The sequence below is a fragment of the Ruegeria sp. N10 genome (assembly GCF_056531545.1).
In genome coordinates this window covers 280,045-295,100 of the sequence record NZ_JBQFLY010000001.1, presented here as the reverse complement: position 1 = coordinate 295,100, position 15,056 = coordinate 280,045, and the positions used below count along the sequence as shown (strand labels likewise).

17 protein-coding genes and 1 tRNA gene are annotated in these 15,056 nt (G+C 58.4%); 10 read left to right on the top strand and 8 right to left on the bottom strand.

Annotated features, from left to right (window positions below; genetic code table 11):
• Positions 1-24: 24 nt before the first annotated feature.
• Entirely contained in the window at positions 25-765 is a 741-nt protein-coding gene (locus ACR0JI_RS01485) for a GNAT family N-acetyltransferase (RefSeq protein WP_480473237.1), read from the bottom strand.
• Between the two features lie 100 nt (positions 766-865).
• On the bottom strand, positions 866-1,339 hold the full coding sequence (locus tag ACR0JI_RS01480; RefSeq protein WP_480493020.1) for an outer membrane protein assembly factor BamE: 474 nt from the start codon (positions 1,337-1,339) through the stop codon (positions 866-868).
• 85 nt (positions 1,340-1,424) lie between these two features.
• Between ACR0JI_RS01480 and ACR0JI_RS01475 the strand changes: the two genes are divergently transcribed.
• The 8 genes from ACR0JI_RS01475 (at position 1,425) to ACR0JI_RS01440 (ending at position 6,782) form a co-directional block, all read left to right on the top strand.
• Positions 1,425-1,961, top strand: a complete 537-nt coding sequence (locus ACR0JI_RS01475) for a YceD family protein (protein WP_480493019.1) — start codon at positions 1,425-1,427, stop codon at positions 1,959-1,961.
• A 205-nt stretch (positions 1,962-2,166) separates the two neighbouring features.
• Positions 2,167-2,373, top strand: coding sequence for a 50S ribosomal protein L32 (rpmF, locus tag ACR0JI_RS01470; RefSeq protein ID WP_008756996.1), 207 nt, complete (start codon positions 2,167-2,169; stop codon positions 2,371-2,373).
• A 24-nt stretch (positions 2,374-2,397) separates the two neighbouring features.
• On the top strand, positions 2,398-3,486 hold the full coding sequence (gene plsX, locus ACR0JI_RS01465) for a phosphate acyltransferase PlsX (RefSeq protein WP_480473243.1): 1,089 nt from the start codon (positions 2,398-2,400) through the stop codon (positions 3,484-3,486).
• Positions 3,487-3,508: 22 nt separating this feature from the next.
• Positions 3,509-4,480: a beta-ketoacyl-ACP synthase III gene (locus ACR0JI_RS01460; RefSeq protein ID WP_480473245.1), complete on the top strand. Its 972-nt coding sequence runs from the start codon at positions 3,509-3,511 to the stop codon at positions 4,478-4,480.
• 96 nt (positions 4,481-4,576) lie between these two features.
• The gene (gene ihfA, locus ACR0JI_RS01455; protein WP_209503673.1) at positions 4,577-4,879 is read left to right on the top strand and encodes an integration host factor subunit alpha; all 303 of its coding nucleotides are present in this window, start codon (positions 4,577-4,579) and stop codon (positions 4,877-4,879) included.
• An 18-nt stretch (positions 4,880-4,897) separates the two neighbouring features.
• The gene (locus ACR0JI_RS01450; RefSeq protein ID WP_480473247.1) at positions 4,898-5,503 is read left to right on the top strand and encodes a MerR family transcriptional regulator; all 606 of its coding nucleotides are present in this window, start codon (positions 4,898-4,900) and stop codon (positions 5,501-5,503) included.
• Positions 5,504-5,564: 61 nt separating this feature from the next.
• A tRNA-Pro gene (locus ACR0JI_RS01445) sits at positions 5,565-5,641 on the top strand.
• 61 nt (positions 5,642-5,702) lie between these two features.
• Entirely contained in the window at positions 5,703-6,782 is a 1,080-nt protein-coding gene (locus tag ACR0JI_RS01440) for a 2'-deoxycytidine 5'-triphosphate deaminase (protein WP_480493018.1), read from the top strand.
• A gap of 93 nt (positions 6,783-6,875) precedes the next feature.
• Here ACR0JI_RS01440 and scpB read toward each other — a convergent pair whose 3' ends face one another.
• The 6 genes from scpB to ACR0JI_RS01410 all read right to left on the bottom strand — a co-directional run bounded on the left by scpB (position 6,876) and on the right by ACR0JI_RS01410 (position 13,594).
• A complete protein-coding gene (scpB, locus tag ACR0JI_RS01435; protein WP_267363960.1) occupies positions 6,876-7,523 on the bottom strand; it encodes an SMC-Scp complex subunit ScpB in 648 nt (215 codons plus the stop codon).
• On the bottom strand, positions 7,516-8,310 hold the full coding sequence (locus ACR0JI_RS01430; protein WP_480473251.1) for a segregation and condensation protein A: 795 nt from the start codon (positions 8,308-8,310) through the stop codon (positions 7,516-7,518). The genes scpB and ACR0JI_RS01430 overlap by 8 nt, the downstream gene beginning before the upstream one ends.
• Positions 8,300-9,307 (bottom strand): beta-N-acetylhexosaminidase, encoded by a 1,008-nt coding sequence (nagZ, locus tag ACR0JI_RS01425; RefSeq protein ID WP_480493017.1) that lies wholly within the window; start codon positions 9,305-9,307, stop codon positions 8,300-8,302. Before nagZ ends, ACR0JI_RS01430 begins: the two co-directional genes overlap by 11 nt.
• Positions 9,304-10,368 (bottom strand): SPOR domain-containing protein, encoded by a 1,065-nt coding sequence (locus tag ACR0JI_RS01420; protein ID WP_480473255.1) that lies wholly within the window; start codon positions 10,366-10,368, stop codon positions 9,304-9,306. The genes nagZ and ACR0JI_RS01420 overlap by 4 nt, the downstream gene beginning before the upstream one ends.
• 88 nt (positions 10,369-10,456) lie before the next feature.
• Positions 10,457-12,202 carry an arginine--tRNA ligase gene (argS, locus tag ACR0JI_RS01415; protein ID WP_480493016.1) on the bottom strand — a complete coding sequence of 582 codons (1,746 nt, stop codon included), beginning with the start codon at positions 12,200-12,202 and terminating at the stop codon, positions 10,457-10,459.
• Positions 12,203-12,454: 252 nt separating this feature from the next.
• Positions 12,455-13,594, bottom strand: coding sequence for a deoxyguanosinetriphosphate triphosphohydrolase (locus ACR0JI_RS01410; protein WP_480493015.1), 1,140 nt, complete (start codon positions 13,592-13,594; stop codon positions 12,455-12,457).
• Positions 13,595-13,670: 76 nt separating this feature from the next.
• Here ACR0JI_RS01410 and ACR0JI_RS01405 point away from each other — a divergent pair, with 76 nt between their 5' ends.
• Both ACR0JI_RS01405 and xth read left to right on the top strand, forming a co-directional pair.
• Positions 13,671-13,994, top strand: a complete 324-nt coding sequence (locus ACR0JI_RS01405) for a HesB/IscA family protein (protein WP_267363969.1) — start codon at positions 13,671-13,673, stop codon at positions 13,992-13,994.
• Positions 13,995-14,274: 280 nt separating this feature from the next.
• A complete protein-coding gene (gene xth / locus ACR0JI_RS01400) occupies positions 14,275-15,054 on the top strand; it encodes an exodeoxyribonuclease III (protein WP_480493014.1) in 780 nt (259 codons plus the stop codon).
• Positions 15,055-15,056: the final 2 nt, after the last annotated feature.

Here is a 15,056-nt window from a genome sequence, read left to right as displayed (position 1 = left end):
TTCACCTTTTCAAAAATACTCAATCTACCCGGCCACCGCCCGCAACAGACGTTTGCGCGCCGGGGGGATCGCACCGATTTCCACCCCTGTGAAAACGTGCAGCGTGTTCATGTCGCGATCCACCACCGCATGATCGCTGACCCAACCGCCCATCATCAGATAGGTCCGCAACAAAGGCGGCATCCGCAGCATTGCCTTTTTAGAATCCGGTCTGCGCCGCAGACGCGCGGCAAAACGAAACACATCCGGAGCCTTCACGCGCGGCAACCAGCGTTTCGGGCCCAGATGGCGATGTTTTAGCATCGCAAACGCATCCAGATACTGCTCTGTTTCGGTACCGGCAAAAGAGGAACATCCAAACAGCATCTCGACGTTGTTCCGATCAACGTAGGCCGTCATTGCACCCCAGGCGACACGCAGGATGTCGGGGTCGCTGTGATCAGGATGGATACAGAATCGTCCCATTTCGACCATCCGACCTTTGAAGCCTTCGAGCGAGGTCAGGTCATAGAACTGCGCCGAATAACTTCGCCCGATCTCGCCGCCACTATCCATGGTCAGCATCCGAAAGCAGCAGACCAGCCGTTCTGCCGAGCGCATATCCTCGACCAGGATATGGCTACAGCGTGCATCAAACTCGTCGCAGTCCGGTTGCTCTGTGCCAAAAGCCAAGGTCCGCAATGCCTGAGCTGTTCTGATATCCTCGGGCGACTGCGCCAGTCTGGCGCGATAGCGCCCCTTGCTTAACAAAACTGCCGTTGCCACGGTCGCGCCCTCCACGGTTGCCGACCCTCAGGCGTCGGTACGACACCATTAGCACAAGACATGTGACTGCCCTGTGACCACCGCAAGGTTTAGGCGCAAATTAGTTGGCGCCCGGAATGTTCGCCGGGTTGAAGTTGCCGATATTGCCTAGCAGCTGACGCAGGAAGCCTTTGTCCTGAACGTTGGAATCGGTAACGCGGCGCTCCAGAGCAATCACATTCCCGTCTTCAAGACCAAAGCGTTCGATGTTTCTGACGACACCGCGCTGATCAAAACTGATGGCAACCAGTTCGCGGGATACCACCTCGGGCCGTTTCGGACCGTAGTGACGCACGCGAGAGCGGACATAGTAATAGCCCGAATCCCGAACCACGCCGGATGCGCCCGGCGCGCCGATAGCCTCTTGCACACTGTCCCGCGTGTCTACGCCTACTTTGATTTCCGCCAGTTCCTCGGCCGGTGGCACATAGCCGTGATTCTTGAAGATAGCCGTACAAGCCCCGGTCGCAGCCAGACAGGCAACAAACACAAGCGATTTCGCAGCTGGTTTCAACCGGTTCACTACCTTCAACATTTGCACCCTCTTGCCTTGGCCTTCTTCGGCTTCTATCCGATTACATAAACCGCTGCTACGGTTCAACACATAGAAAGGCTCACGAATGAGCAAGACGACATCATTTCGGGTGTCTGACCTGCCGCAGAACGCCCCGACACCGTTCGATCTGCGCCCCGCAACCACCGCGCTCGAGCAGATCAGGCAAGACCTTGGGCTGCTGGGGCTGCGCAAACTCAGCTTTTCGGGCGAACTGTGGGCGCAGGGCAAACGGGACTGGGTTCTAAACGGGAAACTCGGTGCAACTGTCATCCAACCTTGCGTAGTGACGCTAGAACCGGTGACGACAAGGATCGACATACCAGTGCACCGGACTTTTCTTGCGGATTGGGCAGACCCAGATGATCCAGAGTTCGAAATCCAGGAAGATGACGAATCTGAACCTTTGGGGCCTGAAATTGATCCGGCCCTTGTCATGGTCGAGGCCCTGTCTCTGGCTTTGCCACAATATCCGCGTAAAGACGGCGCGGAACTGGGCCAAGCTGCCTACACAGAACCGGGCAAACAGGCGATGACGGATGACGATGCCAAACCCTTTGCAGGATTGGCAGGTCTGCGCGATGTGCTAAAAAAAGACGAGTGACAGGTGCCAGATTTCCTGTCATAGCAGGCGGTCAGAAAAATCGCTTGAACATGCCGAGAATCGCAGTATTTTCGCGCGCTCATCGGATTTTGGGTTGGACATTGCGGGGCCCGTCGCCTAAACGCGCGTCAAACCACGATAAACGAACTACGAAACCCGGGTCGGCAGCGAATCTGCGGCCCCCAGTCAGACAAAGGTTGAGACCATGGCCGTCCAACAGAACAAAGTTTCCAAGTCGCGTCGCAACAACCGCCGCGCACACGACGCTCTGGTTGCTGCAAACCCGAACGAATGCCCGAACTGCGGCGAGCTGAAACGCCCGCACCACGTTTGTGCCTCTTGCGGCCACTATGACGATCGCGAAGTCGTCGCACAGGCCGACGAAATCGATCTGGACGAAGACGCAGCCTAAGCCTGATTGAGCGCAGGCCAAGGCATGAACGATCAGCCCACGCACGCCGGACGGATCACCATCTCGGTTGACGCAATGGGAGGGGACGCAGGTCCCGCTGTCGTCGTTGCAGGTCTGGCAAAATCGGCTGGCAAGAACCCGAATATCGGGTTCCTGCTGCACGGGCCCGAACAGGTATTGCGCAAGCTGGTTGCCAAACGACGTGTCCTTGAAGGGCGCGTCGTTTTTCGTGATTGCCCCGACGTTGTCACGATGGAAGACAAGCCCAGCCAGGTCGTGCGCAACGGCAAGCAGACCTCGATGTGGTCCGCGCTGGAAGCGGTTCGTCAGGGTGAAGCCCATGGCGCGGTGTCCTGCGGGAACACCGGTGCCCTTATGGCCCTTTCGATGATGCGTCTGCGCAAATTGCCGGGCGTGAACCGCCCCGCAATCGCGATCCTGTGGCCTTCGCGCAACCCGCAGGGGTTCAATGTAATGCTGGACGTGGGCGCCGATGTGCGCGCAGACGCCAAGGATTTGCTGCAATTCGCCCTGATGGGCGCTTCTTATGCGCGCAACGGCATGGCCCTGAACCGCCCCCGGATCGGGTTGCTGAACGTTGGCACCGAAGAGCATAAGGGCCGGGCCGAACTGAAAGAAGCGCATGCCATGATTTCGGAATACGCCGAACAGGCGAATTTCGAGTTTGTTGGCTTTGTCGAAGGCAGCGACATTCCCGGCGACAAGGCAGATGTCATTGTTACAGATGGGTTTACGGGCAATGTTGCGATCAAAACGGGCGAAGGCACAGCCAGGCTGATCGGAGATCTTCTGCGTGAGGCGTTCAAATACTCTCCGTTGTCGCGATTGGCTTCGGTCCTGGCCATTACGTCACTACAGCGCCTGAAAAAGCGCATTGATCCGCGGCGTGTGAATGGTGGCGTGTTTCTGGGTCTGAACGGGACTGTTATTAAATCCCATGGCGGGGCAGATGCGACCGGAGTGTCGGCAGCGATCAAACTGGCCTTTACTCTGGCACGGTCCGGCTTTGCCGAAAAATTAGCTGCGCGGGTTGCATCCACGGCCCAGCTTGCACAAGATGCCGCGCAAGCTGCGCCGCAGACCGATAAATAACAAAAAAGGCAGTACCCCAAAAATGGCAGGCCGTTCAGTTGTAGTAGGTGTCGGGCATTATTTGCCGGAACGTATTGTTCCAAATTCCGAGTTTGAGAAAACGCTGGACACAACGGATGAGTGGATCAGAACCCGGTCGGGGATCGAACGCCGCCATTTTGCTGCCGATGACGAAACGACGTCGGACCTGGCCACCAAAGCTGCCGAGGCTGCCCTGGCCGATGCGGGCCTGACATCGGATGATATTGACGCGATCGTCGTGGCGACCTCGACCGCGGACCTGACCTTTCCTTCTGCCGCGACCATGGTTCAGGCCCGGCTGGGTATGACCAAGGGGTTTGCTTTCGACGTACAGGCCGTCTGCGCGGGATTCGTTTTCGCTCTCAGCAACGCAAATGCGTTGATCTTGTCCGGTCAGGCCAAACGCGTGCTGGTCATTGGTGCCGAAACCTTTTCCCGGATTATGGACTGGACCGACCGCTCGACCTGTGTTCTGTTCGGGGATGGTGCCGGCGCTTTGGTACTCGAAGCGCAGGATGGCGAAGGCACCGCTGCGGATCGCGGCATACTGGCAACCGATCTGAACTCGGACGGGCGCTACAAGGACCTGCTTTATGTCGATGGGGGTGTTTCGACCCAATCCACCGGGCATCTGCGCATGCAGGGCAATCAGGTTTTCCGACATGCCGTTGAAAAGCTTACCAAAACGGCTGAAACAGCCCTGAGCCGCGCGGGGCTGAGCAGTGCTGACGTCGACTGGATTGTTCCTCATCAGGCCAATATTCGCATCATTCAGGGCACGGCCAAAAAGATGGGCCTGCCGATGGAAAACGTGGTTGTGACCGTTCAGGATCACGGCAACACCTCGGCTGCATCCATCCCATTGGCACTGTCGGTTGGTAAACAACGCGGGCAGATCAAACCCGGCGACTTGATCGTGACCGAAGCAATTGGCGGCGGTCTGGCCTGGGGCGCGGTGGTTCTGCGCTGGTAACCGGCGCAATCCAGCTTACACAGCTGCTTGCAATTCATTGATATTGACAGCGAATTTGCCATACCCATATGCTTTGACAGCAACAGGGGAAATGACATGGGCGACAATACACTGACTCGAATGGATCTGAGCGAGGCCGTCTTTCGCGAAGTTGGGCTTTCGCGCAACGAAAGTGCGCAGCTGGTCGAAAGCGTTCTGAACCACATGTCCGACGCTCTGGTGCGTGGTGAGCAGGTGAAAATCTCGTCCTTCGGTACGTTCAGTGTTCGCGACAAGACCGCGCGAGTCGGACGCAACCCTAAAACCGGCGAAGAGGTTCCGATACAGCCCCGCCGCGTACTGACCTTTCGCCCGTCGCATCTTATGAAAGATCGCGTCGCCGTCGGGAATCGCAAGTAACCCCAGGGTCACGCGGATATGAGCAAATCCCGCGACGCGTTTCGCACGATCAGTGAAGTAGCGGATTGGCTTGGTGTTCAGGCCCATGTTTTGCGTTTCTGGGAAAGCCGCTTCACTCAGGTCAAACCGGTCAAACGCGCGGGCGGGCGTCGGTATTACCGCCCCAATGACATGCGTCTTCTGGGCGGCATCAAGAAACTGCTTCACGAGGACGGGATCACAATCAAAGGTGTGCAGCGCATCCTGCGCGAGCAAGGCGTTGCACATGTCGCAGCACTGTCTCCGCCTCTAGACGAACCGGGCCCTGCCCTGATTGAACCCGTTCAGGGCAAAGTGGTGCCGTTCGAACCGAAACCCGCTGCCGCCACCGAACAAATCCTTATGGATCTGGACGAACCGGCCGAGCAGCCGGTGAACGAAGGCGTGCAGGCCGACGCACTTCCCGCGACTGCGTCAGAACAAGAACCACAGCCAGACCTGAACACTGCGCCCCTGATGGGTGGGATCGCGTCGCTGGCGTGGAAGCGCGCCGAGTTTGACGACGAACTACTGCGCCGGATTGCACCAATTGCAAAAGACCTGCGCCGCTGGCTGGATCGTGTTGAAACACAGGCGACGGGTTAGGAAAAAAGGCAGTGTTTTCCTCTTGCCCCTGCCGGGAAAATCTTTATGAACGGCCCAACGTCGGGCTATGGCGCAGCCTGGTAGCGCGTCCGTCTGGGGGACGGAAGGTCGCAGGTTCGAGTCCTGCTAGCCCGACCAAATCACACCGACGTTTATGGCACAAAGGCCAGATCCCGCTCTGGCACACGAGGGGATCGAGATGACAGGTGTTTGCGCGAACCAGCAAATCGAAGCAATGATCGCGCGCGGAGAGATTGCCGCCAACCCCGATGTCCTGCCAGCGCAAATTCAACCAGCCAGCCTTGATTTGCGTTTGGGAACAGTGGCCTACCGGGTACGCGCCTCGTTCCTCGCGGGCGAAGGACGGACCGTTACGGATCGGTTGGCCGAGTTCGAAATGCACCGCATCGACATCTCGGACGGCGCTGTTCTGGAAAAGGGCTGCGTCTATCTGGTGCCCCTGATGGAATCACTTGCCCTACCCCGCGACATAACCGCCGTCGCCAATGCCAAAAGCTCGACCGGGCGGCTTGACCTTCTGACCCGTACCATTACCGATGGTGGCACAGAATTCGATCGTGTTCCTGCGGGCTATAAGGGCCCGCTGTATGCCGAGATCTGTCCACGTTCGTTTTCGGTTCTGGTCCGCCCCGGTATGCGTCTGAACCAGATCCGTTTCCGTCAAGGTCAGGCCGTCTTGTCTGACGCCGAACTGACCGCCCTGCACGCCGAATCGCCGTTGGTAGACGGCCCTGCTGTGATTCAGGACGGTCTTGGCTTTTCGGTAGATCTGCAACTGCCCGATACCGATCTGGTCGGCTATCGCGCCAAGCCCCATACCGGGGTAATCGATCTGGACCGAATTGGCGAATACGACCCCCAGGAATATTGGGAGGAAGTGCGCACCAAGGACGGTCGCATCATACTTGACCCCGGAGCATTCTATATCCTTGTCAGCCGCGAGGCGGTCCACATCCCGCCGATGTATGCCGCCGAAATGGCACCTTATCTGGCCATGGTTGGTGAATTCCGGGTGCATTATGCCGGATTCTTCGATCCCGGCTTTGGCCATGCAGCCGCCGGGGGGGCCGGGTCGCGAGGCGTGCTTGAGGTGCGATGCCACGAAGCGCCTTTCGTGCTGGAGCACGGACAAGTGGTCGGGCGCCTTGTCTATGAGAAAATGGCTGAAATGCCCACGCAGCTATATGGTGCCGGGATTGCATCGAACTATCAGGGGCAAGGCCTGAAGCTGTCCAAGCACTTCAAAGCGGCCGGCTAATCCTCAGAATTTCTTGCAACGATGCACGTGCCGGATAACCCACGTTGCCTGTCGCAGGTTCCGCGCCTGACCCGTAGTGACCTGTCCGGGTTATTATTCCTCAAACAGTTCCGACTGGTCCTCGTCCACTTCGTCCTCGCGCCCCTCGCCCAGAGGGATAGCCCCCGGTGGAGGCCGGTTTTCCAACAAACCCGCAGCCCTCAATTCTTTGAGACCCGGCAGGTCGCGGGCGTTCTCCAGACCAAAATGATCCAGAAATTCGGACGTCACCACAAATGTCACCGGACGACCCGGTGTCATGCGACGACGGCCCAGCCTGATCCACTCCATCTCTAGCAATTGATCAATCGTCCCGCGAGAGACTGACACGCCGCGAATTTCCTCAATCTCGGCGCGGGTGCAGGGTTGGTGATAGGCAACGATGGCCAATGTCTCGATCGCGGCTCGGCTGAGTTTACGAGTTTCAACCGTTTCCTTTTGCATCAGAAAGCCCAGATCAGGGGCCGTACGGATCGCCCATGCCTCTCCAACGCGCACCACGCGCACGCCGCGCCCTTCGTAACGTCTCTGAAGCAACTCAACGGCTTGTGCGGCGTCGCTTCCATGCGGCATCCGCGCCTCAAGGTCGGCAATCGTCACCGGATCGGCGCTGGCAAACAAAACGGCCTCGACCATACGCTCCTGTTCCGCCAATGGTGGCGCCTCGAACAGGGTGCCGGTTTCTTCTGGGGCGTCAGTCACGTGTCTGGGTCCTCTTGCGCAAATGGATCGGCGCGAATGTCTCGCTCTGCCTGATCTCCATATGTCCTTCTTTCACCAGTTCCAGCGAGGCCGCAAAGGTCGCAGCCGTCGCCGACCTGCGGCGCACCGGGTCAGTATCCCAACCATCGGGCAGATAGGTTTCCATATCGGTCCACGTCCCCGCAAAACCGATCAGCGGGCGCATCCGCTCCAGTGCCTGCTCCATCGTGAACACCGAGTCGCGGTCCATCACAAAGGGGCGGAACTCGTCACGGGTGCGAATACGGGCATATCCCTGCATCAGATCCAGCAGCGTGGCGGAATAGGTTACGGTGCGGATGCGGGTGACGTCCTCGCCTTGCCCGCGTTTGAAAAAATCACGCCCCAGCTGGTCGCGGGCCATCAGCCGCGCAGCAACGTCGCGCATCGCCTGCAGGCGTTCAAGTTGAAACGCCAGATGCGCGGCCAGTTCTTCACCCGATGGCCCATCGTCATCCGGATCTGGCGGAAGCAACAGACGGGACTTGAGAAAGGCGAGCCACGCCGCCATGACCAGATAATCGGCGGCCAGTTCAATGCGCAGCGCACGCGCCTTTTCAACAAAGGCCAGATATTGCTGCGCCAGCGCAAGAACCGAGATCTTGCGCAGGTCCACTTTTTGCGTGCGTGATAGGGTCAGCAGAACGTCCAACGGGCCTTCGAACCCGTCGACATCAACAATCAGCGCTTCGGCCGCAAGACGATCCGCGACCGAGACAGGGTCTTCGCTAAAAAGATTATCGTTCATATACCTGCCCGCCCATTAGGGCAGATAGTTCCGCTTCGGCGGCTTGGATGTCAAGTTCCCGCGGGCGTTTGCGCATCGCCAGCGCCCGTTCTGCGCGGGCTTGTGCCACATCCGACATTTCTCCGGCAGTTTCCATTACAGCGGAACGTTCAGAAAAACTGCCATTGCAATGCAGGACTACATCGCAGCCCGCCTGCAAAGATTGGCGGGAGAGGTCCGTCAACGCCCCGCTGAGCGCCTTCATCGAGATATCGTCGGTCATGATCAGGCCGCCAAAGCCGATATTGTCTCGGATCAGACCCATCATGGCCGCGGAAATGGTGGCCGGCCGGGGATCTATCTGATCAAAGACCAGATGCGCGGTCATCCCCATCGGCAGGTCGTTCAAGGCACGGAACGGCGCGAAATCGCTGTATTCCAACTCTTCCAGCGGCAAATCAACATGCGGCAGGTCATGGTGACTGTCCAGAGTGGCACGGCCATGGCCGGGAATGTGCTTGAGAACCGGAAGAACGCCCCCATCAAGAAGGCCCTGCGCCACAGCCCTGCCGATCCTGGAAATCTGCTCAGGATCAAAGGCATAACAGCGGTTTTTCAGAAACGCGTGTGTCTCGGGCCGCACCACATCGACCATAGGGGCACAATTGCTGTCGATGCCCAGACCAAACAGCTCATCCGCAATCAGGCGGTACCTGAGGTACATGGCGCGTTCCGCTTGGTCACCCGCCCTGGTCACATGATCCAGCGGGGGCAGCCATTCGCGGGCCAAGGGTGCGCGCAAACGCTGTACGCGCCCACCTTCCTGATCAATGGTAATGGGGCAGTTGCGCCCAACAGCCTCTCGGAAATCATCACACAAGGCGCGCACCTGATCGGCGCTTTCAATATTGCGGGCGAACAGAATGAACCCAAACGGGTTCATCTGGCGAAACAGATCTCTTTCCTCCTGCGTCAGGCGCAGTCCTTCAGCATCTGTGATCGCTGCTCCGAACTTCACCTCACGGCCACCGGGATACAGTCAGCGCCTTGCGCGACCAGAGCGGCGCAGAACTGGCGCGAGTCGCTCAGATCTTCAAACCCCAGAACACGCAGGCGGTAGAAGGTCCGCCCACCGCTTGAGGTTTTCTGAATAACGCGCTGTTTTCCCGACATATACTCACCAAACTGACCATTCAAACGGTCCCACTCGGCCTGTGCCACTTGCGTGCTGTCATAAGCCCCAAGCTGCGCCAGCCGGGTCCCCTTGGCCAGTGTATCCGGATCAACATCCACCCCAACCGCAGCTTTCACTGCTGCATTAATGGCGTCTTCGGAATTCTCGCTGGGTGCGACCTGACTGCGGGTCGACCGTGCCGGACGCGTCACAGGGCGCAACGATCGGCGCACACCCGGCAACTCGGCGAAACTTGGGTCTGGCAAGGCCGCAGCAAAATCTGCCGGGTCAATGGCGGGTTCTTCGTCGGGGGTGGTCAGCGATGCCAGTTGCACACCGTCTTCGAATTCTTGCCGCGTTTCTGCTGCCGCACCCGCCAATTCCGCAACCAGTGCATCTACTGCGTTCTGGCGCAGGCGCGCGGCTTCCTGCGTGGTGATCGGTTCTTCGACCACATGCAGCGCAGGGGTCGGCTTCAGTTCTCCGGCGGGCAGGTCTTCTTCCGTAAGGGACACCGGGCGCGGCGCAAGGATCAACCGGTCAGCCGGTGCCGCGGCACTGCCTTCGGCGGCGACGGCATTCACGGCATAGCCCTGATGATCGGCGGGTGTTCCACCCGGATTTTCCGGTTGCACACGCATCGGCCCTTCGGCGGCGCGGACAACCGGCACGCCACTGACATCGCGCATGATCAGTTGATAGCCCCAGACCCCGACACCGGCGACCAGCGCCAAGGATGCAACGGCCCCCAGGATATTCACCGCCCTGCCCAGGCCAAACGAGCCACGCGGCGGGTCATCTTCCTGCATGTCTTCGGGAAAATCATACACATCTTCAGAATGCGCTTGATTCGGGTAATGAAACTGCCCGGGGCTTTGATGCCCCGAGTAATCGTAACTCGCCATGTCCGCCTCACTGCCCGTTTCACGCCTGAAAATAAGGCCCGCGGGTCATTTCTTGCCTACCTCGTACCGGCGGTTCGGGCGATATTTGTTACCGCATCTCCTGCGCCGGAGTAACGCCAAGAATACCCAGGCCCGCTGAAATCACAACAGAAACGGCCCGGGCCAAAGCGATTTTTGACTGGCTTGTGGCAACATCGCCATCCTGGATAAAGCGCAACTGGGTTTCGTCATTGCCCTTATTCCAAAGCGCGTGGAAATCCCCTGCAAGTTCATACAGATAGAAAGCAACGCGGTGCGGCTCGTTGGTGCGCGCGGCAATCTCAACAAGACGTGGCCATTCGGCCAGTTTCTTGGCGACGGTCAGTTCCGAAGCGTGATCGTTCTTGCTTAAATCGGCCCCGGCAAGCACCGCGTCATCGGTCGCAATTCCAGCCTCAGCAGCGCGACGCAGAACGCTCATGACGCGGGCATGGGCATATTGCACATAGAACACCGGGTTCTCGCGGCTCTGTTCCAGCACCTTGTCGAAATCGAAGTCCAACGGCGCGTCGTTCTTGCGGGTCAGCATCACGAACCGGGTCACATCAGGACCAACCTGATCGACCACATCGCGCAGGGTGACAAAGTTCCCGGCCCGTTTGGACATCTTGAACGGCTCGCCATTCTTCCACAGCTTCACCAGCTGCGTCAGCTTGATATCTAGCGGCACCTCACCGTCGGACAGTGCCGAAACAGCCGCCTTCATCCGCTTGACATAGCCGCCATGGTCCGCGCCAAACACGTCGATCAGCGCGTCAAAACCACGGGACACCTTGTCATAGTGATAGGCAATATCCGGGGCAAAATAGGTCCAGCTGCCATCTGATTTCTTGACAGGGCGATCCACATCATCGCCATGTTCGGTCGATTTGAACAGCGTCTGTTCGCGTGGCTCCCAATCTTCGGGCTTTTTCCCCTTCGGCGGCTCGAGCACGCCTTCGTAAATCAGACCCTTGTCAGTCAGCGATTGCAATGCGGCCTCGATCCGACCGGTGCCATAGAGCGATTTTTCCGAGAAGAACACATCCATCTCGACGCCCAGCGCTTTCAGGTCAGCGCGGATCAGATCCATCATCGCGTCGGTCGAGAACTCACGTACCTCTTCCAGCCAGGCACTTTCCGGCTTGTCGATCAGGCTGTCGCCGTATTTCTCTTTCAACGCTTCCCCAATTGGGATCAGGTAGTCGCCGGGATAAAGACCTTCGGCAATCTCGGGGCTCAGACCATTGGCCTCGCGATAGCGTTCGTAAGCCGAGCGCGCCAGCACATCCACCTGCGCACCGCCGTCGTTGATGTAATACTCGCGGGTCACGTCATGGCCCGAATAGGCCAGCAGGCTTGCCAGAGCGTCACCGAATACCGCACCCCGGGTATGACCCACGTGCAGCGGACCGGTTGGGTTGGCCGAAACATATTCCACGTTGATTTTCTGCCCATGACCCATAGTCGAGCGGCCATAATCGGTGCCCTTCTCCAGCACAGCCGCCAGCACACCTTGCCAGACCGACGGCGCCAACCGCAAATTGAGAAAACCGGGACCCGCCACGTCGGCGCTGGTGATCCGGTCATCCGCCGCCAGCTTCCCTGCCAATACCTCGGCAATGTCACGCGGTTTCATCCTGGCCGGTTTTGCCAGCACCATCGCCGCGTTTGTCGCCATGTCGCCATGCGCTGCATCGCGCGGCGGTTCGACCGCCACGTTGTCAAAACTCAGCCCCTCGGGCAACGCGCCTTCGGACTGCATCTGCGCCAGCGCGTCCAGTACAAAGCCGCGGATCTCGGAAAACAGGTTCATTTCGGATGTCCTTTTGCTTGCCCGGCGGTTTACCACGCATCACGGCAAGGTCAATGGACGCCTAATGTTTGGACTTGGTTTGCGCCCAATGTCTGCCAATCTCGCCCGGATATCCACTGTCAGAGATTTCAAATACCCTGCGGGCTGTCTGTCGTACGGCTTCTGATCATCGCTTCCCGCCTGCGCAAGGCACCAATCAACCCACAAAAAAGATCGCAAACATGGACCATTACCCGTGTCATTGCGGCCCAGTCAGCCAGTCAGCCGCGCGTGATCCTGCAAGGCAAAACGGTCGGTCATACCTGCGATATAGTCCGATACGATCCGGGCCAAAGCTGTCTCATCCACCGCAGCTTCAATATCCTCGTGCCAGCGTGCGGGCATCTGTTTCGGGTCGTTCAGGTAGATCGGGAACAGGTCTTCGACAACCGTTGCAACCTTGGCCCGTACCTTCATGACGCTGGGTGCGCGATACATCCGGGTGAACAGGAACGCCCTGATTTGTTTCAGATCCGCCCAAGTCCCGGTCGAGAATTGGATGACAGGATGCCCAAGATGGCGAATCTCTTCGACCGATTGCGCGCCCGAGGCTACAATCAAGTCTCGTGACGTTGTGATGACATCTGCCACCATGACCCCAAATACCCGCCGCAGTGCTTCATGACGTCGTCGATACGGATCAAGACCGGGATATTTTGCATCCACATCCGCGTAGCATCCCCCCACGATCGGAAGGTGACGCAGATCATCATCTTCAAACAACCCCGCGCGCAACCCATCTAGAAGATCGTGATTGTTGTAAGCAATGTCATCAGACAAAGCCGCCACCTGCGCCTCGGCACTTGCATGGGTATGAAGTTCAAGATCAAAGCCCTGATTGCATTCAGCCAGCGCCCACGGCAGATCGCCAACAACTGGACCGTTATGCTTGGCGATACCCTCCAGACATTCCCAGGTCAGGTTGCATCCGTCAAACCCGGCATAATGCCGCTCCAGCTTCGTTACGATCCGAATGGCCTGGGCATTGTGATCAAACCCCCCGTAAGGCACCATCAGCGCGTGGAGGGCGTCTTCACCCGTATGACCAAAGGGTGTATGACCCAGGTCGTGCGCCAGGGCTACAGCCTCGGTGAGTTCAGGATTCAGGCCCAACGCCCCTGAAATGGTTCGCGCGACCTGAGCAACTTCGATGGAATGGGTCAGCCGTGTTCGATAACTGTCACCTTCATGCTCGACAAAGACTTGCGTCTTGTGTTTGAGCCGCCGAAACGCACTGGCGTGAATGATCCGGTCGCGATCACGCTGAAAGCATGACCGGAAGCTGCTTTCTTCCTCTGGCACCAGCCGCCCCCTTGCGCGGTCTGGGTCCGAAGCAAATCCCGCTCTGTCCAAAGGCCTTGTCCTTGTCGCCTGTCTTTTTGTTTCATATATTGTAGGACGCTTGGGAAATAAACCTTTGGAGACCGGCATGAATCTGCCCCCATCAGTCACCGAACGCGCCTTTGACCGCCTCGCCGAGATCGGCGCCGCGGAACAGGGGCAAGCCCTGCGTGTCGCAGTGGAGGGTGGTGGATGTTCCGGTTTTCAATATGAAATCGCTCTGGACACGCCAAACACCGATGACCTCATCCTTGAAGGCAAGGGGCAGAAAGTCATCGTCGACCCGGTCTCTCTGCCCTTTCTTGAAAACGCGGTGATCGATTTCACTCAGGAGCTTATTGGTGCAAGGTTTGTGATCGACAACCCCAACGCCACCTCTTCCTGTGGCTGCGGCACGTCGTTTTCGATGTAACCGGCGGGGGCTTTGCCCCTACACCCCCAGGATATTTTCAGCCAGATGAAGCAGGGATCCGCTCTCTGACCAAAACGACCAGAGAGCTTCACCTGGCGCGGTCATCGGCGTCCCCGCCTGTACCGCCCCTTCTAGTATCGAAAAAATGGTTAAGGGTTCGTTTCTTCATCTGGCTAAAAATATCCCGGAGCGCGAGGCAGAGCCTCGCTAATCCGATCTCCGACTTGCCGCTGGGCCCGTTCTGAGCGATAGGTTGCCACAAGGTTTCGGAGGATCGCGAATGAAAATCGCCACGTTCAACATCAATGGCATCAAGGCACGAACCGAGGCGCTGCCCCGCTGGCTGGACGACGCCCAACCCGACGTTGTTCTTCTTCAGGAAATCAAATCCGTCGACGAGAACTTCCCCCGCGAGATGTTTGAAGATCGCGGGTACAACGTGGAAACACATGGGCAAAAAAGCTTTAATGGTGTCGCGATCCTGTCGAAGCTTCCGCTGGAGGATGTATCTCGCGGCCTTCCCGGCGATGACAATGATGAACAGGCGCGCTGGATCGAGGCCACCGTCGTAGGCAAAAAGGCCCTGCGGCTCTGTGGGCTGTATCTGCCCAACGGGAATCCGGCACCCGGACGGAAATACGATTACAAGCTGGCCTGGATGGAACGGCTTTACGACCGCGCCCAGGCCCTGATGAAGTCAGAGGAGCCTGCCCTGATGGCCGGAGACTATAACATCATCCCACAGGCCGAGGATGCCAAACGCCCCGATGCCTGGCGGGAAGACGCGTTGTTCCGCCCGGAAAGCCGGGCCGCCTTTCGAAAGATCCTGAACCTTGGCTTTACCGAGGCCTTTCGCGCCACAACGCAGGGCCCCGATCACTATTCTTTCTGGGATTATCAGGCTGGCGCGTGGAACCGGAATGACGGAATTCGAATTGATCATTTCCTGCTGACGCCACAAGCGGCCGACCTCATGCGGGATTGCCAGATTGATGCGGCTGTTCGGGGGCACGAAAAGCCATCCGATCACGTTCCCGTCTGGATTGACTTGGATCTTTGAGG

Excerpts from the sequence above, each read along its gene's own strand:
- ACR0JI_RS01480 (WP_480493020.1), bottom strand. The coding sequence starts at position 1,339 with ATGTTGAAGGTAGTGAACCGGTTGAAACCAGCTGCGAAATCGCTTGTG.
- ACR0JI_RS01475 (WP_480493019.1), top strand. The coding sequence starts at position 1,425 with ATGAGCAAGACGACATCATTTCGGGTGTCTGACCTGCCGCAGAACGCC.
- rpmF (WP_008756996.1), top strand. The coding sequence starts at position 2,167 with ATGGCCGTCCAACAGAACAAAGTTTCCAAGTCGCGTCGCAACAACCGC.
- plsX (WP_480473243.1), top strand. The coding sequence starts at position 2,398 with ATGAACGATCAGCCCACGCACGCCGGACGGATCACCATCTCGGTTGAC.
- ACR0JI_RS01460 (WP_480473245.1), top strand. The coding sequence starts at position 3,509 with ATGGCAGGCCGTTCAGTTGTAGTAGGTGTCGGGCATTATTTGCCGGAA.
- ihfA (WP_209503673.1), top strand. The coding sequence starts at position 4,577 with ATGGGCGACAATACACTGACTCGAATGGATCTGAGCGAGGCCGTCTTT.
- ACR0JI_RS01450 (WP_480473247.1), top strand. The coding sequence starts at position 4,898 with ATGAGCAAATCCCGCGACGCGTTTCGCACGATCAGTGAAGTAGCGGAT.
- ACR0JI_RS01440 (WP_480493018.1), top strand. The coding sequence starts at position 5,703 with ATGACAGGTGTTTGCGCGAACCAGCAAATCGAAGCAATGATCGCGCGC.
- ACR0JI_RS01430 (WP_480473251.1), bottom strand. The coding sequence starts at position 8,310 with ATGAACGATAATCTTTTTAGCGAAGACCCTGTCTCGGTCGCGGATCGT.
- ACR0JI_RS01420 (WP_480473255.1), bottom strand. The coding sequence starts at position 10,368 with ATGGCGAGTTACGATTACTCGGGGCATCAAAGCCCCGGGCAGTTTCAT.
- argS (WP_480493016.1), bottom strand. The coding sequence starts at position 12,202 with ATGAACCTGTTTTCCGAGATCCGCGGCTTTGTACTGGACGCGCTGGCG.
- ACR0JI_RS01405 (WP_267363969.1), top strand. The coding sequence starts at position 13,671 with ATGAATCTGCCCCCATCAGTCACCGAACGCGCCTTTGACCGCCTCGCC.
- xth (WP_480493014.1), top strand. The coding sequence starts at position 14,275 with ATGAAAATCGCCACGTTCAACATCAATGGCATCAAGGCACGAACCGAG.